Below are 11,739 nucleotides of genomic sequence, written 5' to 3' on the forward strand. Positions count from 1 at the left end.
GGTCAGACACCGTCACGCGGCCCGCGTCGTCGATGCCGAAGTAGCCTGTCGACCACGACCTGATGCCGTAGATCTCGTCGGCGTCCGCGATGGAGAAGCCTGGGTCGAGGGAGAGCCTGCTCACGCCCCAGAGGGTAGCCCCTGCGGGTGGCGCGCTGCGTGCTCCCCGTGAGGGATGGAGGCCGAGGGGCGCGGGTCGCGCGTGGAGCCCCCGGCCGCGGGTCAGGGAACCGCGCGATGCCTGGACAGGACTTGGGCAGCGGCGGGACCGGGCTCGCTCGCACGGCTTGCTAGCATCGGCATCCGATGCCCGCGACCTCGCCCGCCACGACGCCGAAGCTGCGCATGCCCGCCGAGTGGGAGCCCCACGCGGCCACCTGGACGAGCTGGCCCTGCGACGACGACCTGTGGGAGGGCCACCTCGAGGGCGTGCGCCGCGAGTTCGCCCGCCTCGTGGCCACGGTCTCCCGCTACGAGCCGGTCGTGCTGAACGTCCGTGACGACGAGGCGGAGACGGACGCCCGCGCCAGGCTGGCCGCCGCCGGCGCCGACCTCTCCCGGGTCGAGCTCCACCGCGTGCCCCTCAACGACGTCTGGTTCCGCGACAACGGACCCCTGTTCGTGCGCGAGGCCGACGGGCGCGTGGCCCTCACCGACTGGCGCTTCAACGCCTGGGGCGGCAAGTACGCCCCCTGGGACGACGACGACCGCGCGCCCGAGGCCGTGGCGCGGAGGCTGGGCATGCGCCGCTACGCCGTGGACGCCGTCATGGAGGGTGGCTCCCTCGAGCTGAACGGTCGCGGGGTGTGCATCACGACCCGCTCCTGCCTGCTCACGCCCACCCGCAACCCCGGGCTGTCGGAGGCGGACATCGAGGCGCTGCTGGCGCGCTGGCTCGGCGCCACGCGGGTCGTGTGGCTGCACGGCGGGCTCGAGGGCGACCACACCGACGGGCACGTCGACACGATCGTGCGGTTCGTGGACGACGAGACGATCGTGGCCAGCGTGGAGGAGGACGAGGGCGACCCGAACCACGCCGCGATGCGGGAGAACCTCGAGGTGCTGCGCGCGCTGCGCACGCCAGAGGGACGCCCCTACCGCATCGTCGAGCTCCAGCTCCCCGAGCGCAGCGCGTACCTGGGCGACGCGCGGCTACCCCTGACGTACGCGAACTGGTACGTGGGCAACGGCTTCGTCGTCGTGCCCGTCTACGGCGACCCCAACGACGAGCGGGCCCTGGCGACGCTGCGCCCGCTCTTCCCCGGACGCGACGTCATCCCGCTGCCGGCCTCCGAGCTGATCACGGGGGGCGGCGCGTTCCACTGCGTCACCCAGCAGCAGCCGGCCGGCGCGGTCGCGCCGCCCGGTCGGGCGGAGGGCGAGGCCGCGACCGCCGAGCGCGCGGGGACCGGGGTGGCGCCCGCCGCGGAGGGAGGCGACGCATGACCGAGCGCTCCGGCACCTTCCGCATCGGCGTCGTGCAGATGAGCTGCTCTGACGTCCTCGAGGAGAACCTGGCCAAGGCCGAGGCGTTCGTGCGCGAGGCCGCGGCGAACGGCGCCGGGCTCGTGCTGCTGCAGGAGCTGTTCGAGAACCTCTACTTCCCGCAGCTCGAGCGCGACGAGCTGTTCGCGCTGGCGCACCCCGTCGACGAGCACCCGTTCATCGAGCGCTTCGCGCGCCTCGCCGGCGAGCTCGGCGTCGTGCTGCCCGTGTCGTTCTTCGAGAAGGCCGGGCAGGCGTACTTCAACAGCGTCGCCATGGTCGACGCCTCCGGCGAGGTGCTGGGCGTCTACAGGAAGAGCCACATCCCCGACGGACCCGGCTACGAGGAGAAGTTCTACTTCAACCCCGGCGACACCGGCTTCAAGGCCTGGCGCACGCGGTTGGGCACGATCGGCGTGGGCATCTGCTGGGACCAGTGGTTCCCAGAGTGCGCCCGCGCGATGGCGCTGAAGGGCGCCGACGTGCTGCTCTACCCCACCGCCATCGGCTCGGAGCCGGAGGAGACCGGCGGCCTCGACACGCGCGACATGTGGCGCCGCGTCATGGTCGGCCACGCCGTGGCGAACTCGGTCTACGTCGCGGCGGCGAACCGCGTGGGACACGAGGGCGACGCCGAGTTCTACGGCAGCTCGTTCGTCTGCGACTACCAGGGCGAGTACCTGGCCGAGGCCGACAGGTCGTCGGAGACCGTCATCTACGCCGACCTCGACCTGCCCGGTGCCCAGCGCTTCCGCGCCGGCTTCGGCTTCTTCCGCGACCGCCGGCCCGACCTCTACAGTCCGCTGCTCACCCTCGACGGGCGCGACTAGGACCCAGTCTGCCATTGCCCCTGAAGATCCGAACTGGGAATGTCCGACGGCGAGACCTGGACATGATCGCCTTGGCCACTTGAGGATGCCATCATGGGCGCGTGGGGGATTTTGCCGTCGCGTTCGATGATTCGGGCGGTATTGAACCACTGTGCGATTGGCAGGGGCAGTTTATCCCGGGCGACCATCCCCTTACGGCGCTCGGCGCGTTCTACGTGAGACAGTCGAAGGCCAGCAGCTTCCGAATGGATTGGCAAGCTCTGCGTGAAGAGATGGGCCGTACCTTGGGCGTGAGAAATCCGCCCGTTCATATGAGGCTCATGTGGGGTAGGAGCAGGCCACACAGGTATAGGAAGGCACCCAACCCGTTCCTAGGCGTTGACCATAGTGTGATTGTCGAATGGGTAAAGGAAGCTTGGGCAATCATTGATCGCTTCACCGAGGCCAGGGACGGGGGTTGGTTCTACGGAACTCGCGCTCGCAAAGGGGCGGCGCAGAATCAAATCAGGTTCCTTACGAATGAGCACTTCACTCGCGAGCGCAGGTTCCTAGCCCAGCACCGCGTACGTGGCAAGAGTTTGTACAACAACTTTCACAGGCTGATTACAAGCCCACTTCTACAGCTCTACGTCATTGCTCTTCCTCAAATCAATGAACTCATGTGCGCGTGCCGACGTAGCACAGCTGACGTGCTCGTTGACTCCTTCAACGATTCGCACGGTGTAGACGAGCTGGAAGTGGTGAGAACACTGAAGGAGGTGTGCGGTCTGCGTTACATAGACTCGGTAGCGCGAGTGCCGGATGGCGACATGGAGCCAATCCTCCAAGCTGCCGACCTAGTCGCGTACACCGGTAGAAGGATTGAGACAGCAAATGCCGGCCTGATGTCGCCCGACAAGGACCTTATCGCCATAGCCGGTGACCTGTATGGCCAGACTGTGACCCGAGCGAACATTGCCCAGCTCACGGTGCGGCGCTTCCCCAATCTGGCGCAGATTGCGCTGACGATTCACTACTCGCTGGCCCGGGCGCACGCCCTCCGCTTCGACAAGGAGTTCACCGACAGGTACCTGGTGCCGGTCGAAGAGTTCTACCGGAGAGCTGCTCAAGCAAATACCCAGGACGTGGTCGGCATCAGCGTTCTGACTCAAGAAGCTCAAGAACTCGCGCATTCAAGACGCTCGTGACAGACATTAATGGCGAAGACCCCGGACTAAGCCGGGGCCCCGTAGGAAGCAGTATAGTGTCAATTTGGTCGCGGGTCAATGCTCCTTTCACACTGCATGCCCGTTGCTCTCCCAACGACGGGAGCGCCGCCACCATCATCGGGACTCCCCAAGGCTCCGTCGCGCCGCCCGCGCGGCCTTCTCGGCGAACTCCTGGGCGAACACCTTGATCTCGCCGGCGAGCGGCCCGAAGGTCGTGGCGTTGGCGTAGGTGTCGGCCATCGTCATGAGCGTCTGGAAGAAGAAGTCGTTCATGTCGTCGACGGTCATGTCGCGGGTCCACAGGTCGATGCGCAGCGCGCTCTTGTGCTTGGCGTCCCACAGCGCCAGGACGAACGCCTTCGCCTCCTGCTCGCCGGGCTCAGGGGCCTCGTCGGCGCGCCAGGTGATGGCCTCGACGACGTCCCCCGACCTGACCACCCGCAGCACGATCTCCGAGCTGTCCATCCGGCCATGCTAACAGCGGCCCCGCGTCGCCCGGCGCGTGAGTGGCTCTCAGGCCGCTGCAGGACGGCCGGGTTATCGTCCCACCCAGCGGAGCGCCGAGGTCCGCCGCCCCCGCGGGCGACGGGGCGGCGCGGGGCGCCGAGAGGTAGGGCGATGAAGGGACTGATCCTCGCGGCCGGTCTCGGGACGCGGCTGCGGCCGCTCACCAGCCTGCGGCCGAAGCCGACGATCGCGGTCGCCAACAAGCCGCTCATCCACTACGCGGTGGAGAACCTCGTGGAGGCCGGCGTCGACCACATCGGGGTCGTGGTCGGGCCGTCGACCGTCACGCCGATAAGGGACACCCTCGAGGGCTACCCGGGGGCCAGGTTCGAGTACATCATGCAGGACCAGCCCCAGGGCCTCGCCCACGCCGTGAAGGTGTCGCAGGGGTTCCTCGGCGACGAGCCGTTCGTCATGTACCTCTCCGACAACCTCTTCGAGCACGGCGTGCGCGACTTCGTGAGCCGCTTCGACCCGGACGGCGGCGTGAACGGCGTGCTGGCCCTCGTCGAGGTCCCGGACCCGCGCCAGCTCGGCGTGGCCGTCGTGAGGGACGGACGCATCGAGCGCCTGATCGAGAAGCCGGCCGACCCGCCCAGCAACCTCGCCGTCGCCGGCGTCTACGTCTTCGACGCCACAGTCCACGAGGCCATCGAGGGCCTCGAGCCCGGCGCGAAGGGCGAGTACCAGATCACCGACGCGATCCAGCGGATGATCGAGGCGGGTCGGACCGTGGCGCCCGTCGTCGTCCCCGGCTGGTGGAAGGACACGGGCAAGGCCGAGGACATCCTCGACGCCAACCGCCTGGTGCTCGGGCGCCTGCGCCGGCACGTGGCGGGCAGGGTCGAGGACAGCGAGCTGGTGGGCGAGGTCGTCGTCGAGGCCGGCGCCGTCGTGCGCGGCTCGACGATCTTCGGCCCCGCGCTCGTGGGCCGGAACGTCCGGCTCGAGCGCGCCTACGTCGGCCCGTTCACGACGCTGGGCGACGACGTCGTCGTCCGCGACGCCGAGCTCGAGTACACGGTCGTGGGCGCGCGCACGCTCATCGAGCGCGTCGGCACGCGCATCCAGGCGAGCCTCATCGGCGAGGACGTGATCCTCTCCGGTCACGACGGCAGGCCCAGCTCCCACCGCCTCATCGTCGGCGACGAGAGCCGCATCGCGCTGCGCGAGGGGTGAGGCGCGGCCGGGCGGGCCTACGGCCACGGGTTCCCCGCGCCGTCCGTGCAGCGGCTCTCGCCCGTCGCCGGGTCGAGCCTCAGCTCGAGCGTGCGACCGTCGGCGAGCCTCGCGCGTTGGACGATGGTCGCCTCGTCGCCGCCCAGCGACGGGTAGCTGCAGCCGGCTACCTCGAGCCGGGCCAGCGCCGCGAACAGGGCCTCGCGCTCGCTCGTGAGGTCGCCCAGGTGATCGCTGGTCATCAGGACCCCGCCCGACAGCCCCGCGAACAGCGCGAGGCCCTCCACCTGCGCGTCCGTCAGGTGGTGGTAGCGGTCCCGGAGCAGGATGCAGTCCGGGTCGGCCTGCCACAGCCGACCGGCGGCATGGCCGCGAGTGACCTGGTCGCGCAACAGGCTCTGGGCGGGCCGCTCGCCCGACCAGCTGACGCCGGCGTCGCGCCCGATCCTCACCGCGTCGACCAGCCCGACCGACGCCCACAGCGGACAACCGCAGCCCAGCCACAGGGCGTCGCCGATCTCCTCGCGGATGATGGCGCCCATCCTGCGCCACACCGCGATGCGCGACATGCCGGGCCGGTGCCAGGCGGCCCTGTCCGGGCCGTGCTCGGCGCCGAAGTACATGAAGTCGGTCTTGAGGTAGCGGGCTCCCCAGTCGCGCGTCCAGGTCCTGAGCACGTGCCGTAGCCACGCCTCCGCGCCGGGGTGCGTGATGTCGAGGACGTAGTACTCCTCGCTCCGCTTGTGCCAGCGGAACTCCCCGTAGAAGGTCGCCTGCACGAGAGGCGCGCCGGTGGCGCGCTCGCGCAGCACCCAGTCGGGATGCTCGGCGAAGAGCCGGCTGCGGTTCCCGACCATGAACGGCGCGATCCACAGTCCCGGCGTGAAGCCCGCCGCGGCGATCTCGCCAAGCAGCGGCTTCATGCCGCGGGGGAACTGCGGCTTCACGTCGAGCCAGTCGCCCATCTCCGGCGTGAAGCCGTCATCGATGAGGAAGACGTCGAGGTCGATGCCGTGCCGGTCGCGGAAGGCCGCCGCGGCCGCCAGGTGCTCGCGGATGTTCTCCTCGTCGATGGCGGCGTAGAGGTTGTACCAGGAGCACCAGCCGGTGATGCGCCGCGCCGGGACGCGCGGAGGCAGCGGTGACGCCGCCGCGACGCGCTCGGACCAGCGGACCAGGGCGCGCTCCACGCCGTCGTCCCAGAAGAGCAGCAGCGTCTCCATCGCGAGCGCGCCGCTGCGGTCGAGCAGGCTCTCGGCGTCGATCGTCAGAGCCGCCTCGTCGCCGCCGAAGCGGAAGCGGCTCTGGAACCTGTCGTGGCGCTCGAAGCCTACGACCAACGCTCCCGACGCGTCGGTCGGCACGAGGGCGGTCATCGCGTAGCCCGCCGTCGGAGGCGAACCTGCCGCGGCGCGGCGCGTGGTCTCGCCCGGCTCCACGAACTCGCTGCCGTCCCAGCTGTGGTAGCCGTTGCGCAGGTAGCGGCCCACGCTCGTGACCCTGCCGAAGCGCAGGCCGAGCGACAGCGGCGCCTCGGCCAGGCCCGAGGCCGACAGGTCGAGGCGGGTGACGCCCTCCTCGTCGCCGACGGTCAGGACCAGCGTGCCGCCTGCCTGCAGCGCCCACTCGACCCGGTCTCCCCGGCGCGCGACGACCCGGTGTGCCGGCACGGCGCCGTCGCGGAGCGGCGCGACGTCGGCGAGGGCGATCGCGCCCATCTCGAACCCGGTCATGGCCCGAGCCGGACCTCCCGGCGCTCGTCGGCGGACCGGCGCGCCGCGAGCGCCAGCCTCAGGGCGGCGACGCCCTCCTCCAGAGGGACGCGCGGTCGGCTCCCTGCCGCGATCGCCCGGTGCAGGTCGGCGAGCTGCGCGACGAAGGGATCGGTGGTCCCCGCGATCTCCAGGACCTCCCCTTCGCCGTCGGTCCTCGACAGCACGGCCTCGTTCCAGCCGGTGAAGCGGCCGGTCATGCGCTCGGCGTACACCTCCCACCGCTTGTCCCACACGCCGGGCACCGCGATGTTCGAGGCGTTGAGCGTCGCGATCCGCCCGTCGTCCCAGCCGAAGATCGCGGCGCTGACGTCCTCGATGTCGTAACCGGGCGTGGAGCGGTGCGCGAGGTTCGAGCGTCTGGCGTAGACGCTGTCCGGGTCGCCCATCAGGTGGCGGACGAGGTCGATCAGGTGGATCGCCTGCTCGACGACCTGGCCCCCCGACTTGGCCTCCTCGCGCCACCAGCTCGCGTGCAGCGAGTTGCAGTGGTAGGAACCGACGAACAGGCCGACGCGGCCGGCGTCGGCCTCGTCCCAGGCCCGCACGGCGTCGCCGAAGCGGTACATGAAGCCCACCGCCGCCACGACGCCCGCCGCCCTCGCGGCTTCGGCCATCAGCTCGGCCGACCGCACGTCCAGAGCCAGCGGCTTCTCGACGAGGAGGTGGACGCCCGCGCGCGCGACACGCTGGACCAGGTCCCCGCGAGCGAAGGGCGGCAGCGTGACGATCACGAGGTCCGGGCGCTCGACCCGCAGCATCTCGTCGACATCGGTGTACGCGGACGCGCCGTGCCGGCCGGCGAACGCCGCCGTCCTCCGCGCGTCGCGGCCGCAGCAAGCGACCAGCTCGAGGTCGTGCGGCAGCGCGGCGACGGCGTCGGCGTGCCGCCGCGCGACGCCGCCGCAGCCCAGGAGGGCGACGCGCAGCCGGCTCATGCGGGGAACTCCAGCACGGCCTGCAGCATCCCTGGCTCGCCCGCGTCGAGCCGGGCGAACAGCTCCGGCGCCCGCGAGAACGGCGCGCTGTGCGTGATGAGGGGCAGGAGGTCGAGGGCGCCGGCGAGCTGCAGGTCGATGACCGTGCGCCACAGGCGGGCCCTAGACCACCGCGCGCCGGCCTCGGGCGCGACGCCGGAGATCTGCGAGCTGATCAGCTGGATGCGGTTGTGGTGGAACTCCTCGCCAAGCCTGAGGCCCGTGACCTCGCCCTGGAAGAAGCCCAGCGCCACGACCCGGGCGTTGTAGGCGGCGGCGCGGATCGCCTCGGCGAGCGCCGACGGCGCGCCCGACACCTCGATGCACGCGTCGGCGCCTCGGCCGTCCGTCAGCCGCTTGACCTCCTCGGCCGCGCCCTCGGGGCCCAGCGCGAGGTGCGCTCCCAGGCGCAGGCACGTCTCGCGGCGCGCCGGGTCGGGGTCCACCGCGACCACCCGCGCCCCGGACGCGCGCGCCGCCTGCGCCACGATCTGCCCGGGCACGCCCAGACCGAAGACCGCGACGGTGTCGCCGATGCGGACCTGCGCGTCGTGCACGCCGTTGAGCGCGACCGCCCCGATGTGCGCGAAGACGCCGACGCGCGGGTCGACGCCGTCGGGCAGCAAGCGCTGGCGCGCGTAGGCGGTGTCGGCGACGTGGTGCGTCTTGTGGTGCCACGCGCCGAACAGCCGCTGGCCGACGCGCAGGTCGCTCACGGCGGCTCCTACCTCGACGATCTCGCCGACCTCCCCGTAGCCGAGGTCGCGGACCGGCCACTCCCAGCTGGGGGCGGCGGCGTCGAGGAACAGGCGCGTGGCCTCGTCGAAGCGGCGGTGCATGAAGGGGTTCGTCCCGCGGTACTGCGTGAGCTCCGTGCCGGCGCTCACGCCGGAGTAGAGCGTGCGGACGCGCACCTCGTCTGGCCCCAGAGGCGGCCAGGGGAGCTCCTCGAACGCCAGCGTGCGCGGCGCCGTCAAGACCAGGGCGCTGCTCGAAGGCATGGTGACCGCCTACCTCCCCGTCACGCGCTCGGTCCGGCGCCGAGCCTGGCCGCCAGCCAGTCGAGCGTCGGGTCCCACAGTCTCTCGCCGGACGACCAGTCCTCGCCGTCGGTGAAGCCGCCGTGGATGCCTCCCGGCACGCAGTGGGCCTCCCGCGCTGCGAGGTGGGAGCGGACCTCCGGGTCGAGCGGCAAGGCGAGCCTCCTGTGGACGCCTCGGCGCCGCGCTGGCGGGGTCACGCGGGCGGCGCGTGGGCGTTGACTTCGGCAGCGGCCGCTGCTAGCGTAACCGCGACCGCAGTTCGGATTGCAAACGTTTGCGAAGCGGGCCGCGACCGCCGCCGTCGCTTCGCATCCCGACAGGCCTCTCGTCGGCCCTAGCCCCCTTCGGCCCACGCGCCGCCTCTCGAGGAGCCATGGTCCAGCGCAGCAGCACGCTCAAGGTACTGGCGGAGCATCTCGGCGTCTCGGTCGCCACCGTCTCGCGCGCCCTGGCGGGGAACCCGACGGTCGCCGAGAGGACGCGGGCGCGCGTGGTGGAGGCAGCCAGACGCTACGGGTACGTGCCGAACGTCGCCGCCCGCCAGCTGGTGTCGGGCCGCAGCGGCTTCGCCGCCTTCGTGCTGCCGGTCCGCGGACCCAGCTTCGTCGACTCCTACCTGGGCGAGTTCCTGACGGGCCTGGGCGAGGGCCTCGTGGAGCACGGCGTCGACCTGCTCCTGGCCACCGTGCAGGAAGGCAGGTCCGAGCTGACCGTCCTCAGGCACGTCATCGAGTCGGGGCGCGCGGACGGCGTCGTGGTGGCCCGCATCGGCGAGGAAGACGAGCGGGTCAGGTACCTGCGGGAGCGCGGCGTCCCGTTCGTCATGCACGGGCGCCTGCTCGACGAGGAGGCGCCCGTGAGCTGGCTCGACACCGACAGCGGCACGGCGTTCGGCGAGGCCTTCGACATGCTCTACGAGCTCGGCCACCGCCGCTTCGGGCTCGTGAGCATCACCGACCGCATGACCTTCAGGCACCTCAGGGAGAGGGGTCTGCGCCAGGCGATGGCGCGGCGCGGCGACGACACGGTCGAGCTCGCCGTCGTCGCGGCCCCGCGCTTCGACCGCGGCGCCATCGTCGCGAAGATCGACGAGCTGCTCGCCGGTCCGCGGCGCCCGACGGCGGTGATCGGCCTGTTCGACGAGCTGGCGCTGCTCGTCCTGGAACGGGCGGCGCACTTCGGCCTCGAGGTCCCTCGCGACCTGTCGGTGGTCGGCTTCGACAACGTGCCCGCGGCGGCCTACGCCCCTCCCGGCCTCACCACTTTCGACGCCTGCACCCGCCGCTCCGCCAAGGAGATCGGCGAGATGCTGATCTCCGTCATCGAGAACCGCGACGACCCGCCGCTGCAACGGCTCGTACGACCCGAACCGGTGCTCAGGGGCAGCCACGGACCGGCCCCGCGCAGCCCGCAAGCGCAGTGAGGAAAGGGAGGACGATCCGATGAAGACGACGTTCCGGTTTCTAGCAGGCGCAGCGTTCGCGCTGCTCATGATGGCGCCGGCCGCGACCGCTCAGGTGCTGTTCTGGTCGACCCAGGCGTCGCCAGTCGAGGAGGCCCAGGCCATGCGCGAGCAGGTGCTGGCCGGCTTCCCCGGCGGCGTGGACTTCCAGGCTCAGGACACGGGTCCGTTCTACACCCGCCTCGAGGCCGAGCTGCAGGCCGGCCGCGGCGAGATCGGCGTGGTCGGGGCGCTGCACGGCGACCTCGCCCTCTACGCCGACAGCTGGGTGGACCTCTCGGCCGTCGACCTCAGCGGCATCCAGGTGAGCGAGGCGTTCATGGAGCTCGGTCGCCTGGGCACCGACGAGCAGAAGTACCTGCCGTGGATGCAGGCGAACTACGTGATGGCGGCGAACCGCCAGGCCCTCGAGTACCTGCCCGAGGGCGCCGACCTGAACGCGCTGACCTACGAGCAGCTCGTCGAGTGGGCGGCCAACGTGCACGAGGCGACCGGCACGCCGAAGTTCGGGTTCCCGGCCGGCCCGCAGGGGCTCAGGCACAGGTTCTTCCAGGGCTTCCTGCTGCCCTCGTTCACCGGGTCCACGGTCACGAAGTTCCGCTCGCCCGAGGCCGAGGAGGCCTGGGAGCTCTTCAAGGAGCTGTGGCAGCACACGAACCCCGCCTCCACGAACTACGGGTTCATGCAGGAGCCCCTGCTCACGGGCGACGTGTGGATCGCGTTCGACCACATCGCCCGCCTGGCCGACGCCTTCAACCAGCGGCCCGACGACTTCGTCGCCTTCCCGGCCCCCGCCGGACCGATAGGACGCGGGTTCATGCCGGTGCTGGCGGGCATCGCCGTCCCCGTCACCACCCCCGACCTCGACGCCTCCCTGGCGCTGGTCGAGTACATGATGCAGCCCGAGACGCAGGTGGCGACGCTGCTGGCCACGAACTTCTACCCCACCATCGACGCCGAGCTGCCCGACGACCTGCCCCCGGCTGCGCGCGCCCTCGGTCCGGCGATCACGGCCATGACCACGGCCCCCGACGCGCTGCCGGCGCTGCTGCCGGTGGGCCTCGGCGAGCTGGGCGGCCAGTTCAACCAGGTGTACATCGACACCTTCGAGCGCATCGTGCTGGCGGGCCAGCCGACCCGCACCGTCCTCGACGAGCAGGCGGCCGTGCTGCGCGACCTGATGGTCCAGGCCAACGCGCCGTGCTGGCTGCCCGACGAGCCGTCGGAAGGGGCCTGCCCCGTCGACTGAGCACGTGGACGCGGCTGCCGGCGCTCG

At 71.2% G+C, this 11,739-nt stretch carries 11 protein-coding genes; 6 read left to right on the plus strand and 5 right to left on the minus strand.

Going from position 1 to position 11,739, the window contains the following annotated elements:
• Positions 1-306 precede the first annotated feature (306 nt).
• The 3 genes from VF202_00480 to VF202_00490 all read left to right on the plus strand — a co-directional run bounded on the left by VF202_00480 (position 307) and on the right by VF202_00490 (position 3,502).
• Positions 307-1,446 (plus strand): agmatine deiminase family protein, encoded by a 1,140-nt coding sequence (locus tag VF202_00480; protein ID HEX7038570.1) that lies wholly within the window; start codon positions 307-309, stop codon positions 1,444-1,446.
• Complete coding sequence (gene aguB, locus VF202_00485) at positions 1,443-2,315, plus strand: N-carbamoylputrescine amidase (protein ID HEX7038571.1); 873 nt, start codon at positions 1,443-1,445, stop codon at positions 2,313-2,315. Before VF202_00480 ends, aguB begins: the two co-directional genes overlap by 4 nt.
• A gap of 689 nt (positions 2,316-3,004) precedes the next feature.
• Positions 3,005-3,502: a hypothetical protein gene (locus VF202_00490; protein ID HEX7038572.1), complete on the plus strand. Its 498-nt coding sequence runs from the start codon at positions 3,005-3,007 to the stop codon at positions 3,500-3,502.
• 135 nt (positions 3,503-3,637) lie between these two features.
• Here the strand turns inward: VF202_00490 and VF202_00495 are convergent, their stop codons facing one another.
• Entirely contained in the window at positions 3,638-3,988 is a 351-nt protein-coding gene (locus tag VF202_00495; protein ID HEX7038573.1) for a hypothetical protein, read from the minus strand.
• A gap of 153 nt (positions 3,989-4,141) precedes the next feature.
• Here VF202_00495 and VF202_00500 point away from each other — a divergent pair, with 153 nt between their 5' ends.
• Positions 4,142-5,209, plus strand: a complete 1,068-nt coding sequence (locus VF202_00500) for a glucose-1-phosphate thymidylyltransferase (protein HEX7038574.1) — start codon at positions 4,142-4,144, stop codon at positions 5,207-5,209.
• Between the two features lie 17 nt (positions 5,210-5,226).
• Here the strand turns inward: VF202_00500 and VF202_00505 are convergent, their stop codons facing one another.
• From VF202_00505 to VF202_00520, 4 genes are read right to left on the minus strand one after another with little or no spacing between them, the layout of a single operon-like run.
• Positions 5,227-6,942 carry a glycoside hydrolase family 36 protein gene (locus VF202_00505; protein ID HEX7038575.1) on the minus strand — a complete coding sequence of 572 codons (1,716 nt, stop codon included), beginning with the start codon at positions 6,940-6,942 and terminating at the stop codon, positions 5,227-5,229.
• Complete coding sequence (locus VF202_00510; GenBank protein ID HEX7038576.1) at positions 6,939-7,919, minus strand: Gfo/Idh/MocA family oxidoreductase; 981 nt, start codon at positions 7,917-7,919, stop codon at positions 6,939-6,941. Before VF202_00510 ends, VF202_00505 begins: the two co-directional genes overlap by 4 nt.
• Positions 7,916-8,959, minus strand: coding sequence for a zinc-binding dehydrogenase (locus VF202_00515; GenBank protein HEX7038577.1), 1,044 nt, complete (start codon positions 8,957-8,959; stop codon positions 7,916-7,918). The genes VF202_00510 and VF202_00515 overlap by 4 nt, the downstream gene beginning before the upstream one ends.
• A 20-nt stretch (positions 8,960-8,979) precedes the next feature.
• Positions 8,980-9,153 (minus strand): hypothetical protein, encoded by a 174-nt coding sequence (locus VF202_00520; protein ID HEX7038578.1) that lies wholly within the window; start codon positions 9,151-9,153, stop codon positions 8,980-8,982.
• 221 nt (positions 9,154-9,374) lie between these two features.
• Here VF202_00520 and VF202_00525 point away from each other — a divergent pair, with 221 nt between their 5' ends.
• Entirely contained in the window at positions 9,375-10,424 is a 1,050-nt protein-coding gene (locus VF202_00525) for a LacI family DNA-binding transcriptional regulator (GenBank protein HEX7038579.1), read from the plus strand.
• A 19-nt stretch (positions 10,425-10,443) separates the two neighbouring features.
• Positions 10,444-11,712, plus strand: a complete 1,269-nt coding sequence (locus VF202_00530) for an ABC transporter substrate-binding protein (protein HEX7038580.1) — start codon at positions 10,444-10,446, stop codon at positions 11,710-11,712.
• Positions 11,713-11,739: the final 27 nt, after the last annotated feature.

Source organism: Trueperaceae bacterium (genome assembly GCA_036381035.1).
GTDB lineage: Bacteria > Deinococcota > Deinococci > Deinococcales > Trueperaceae > DASRWD01.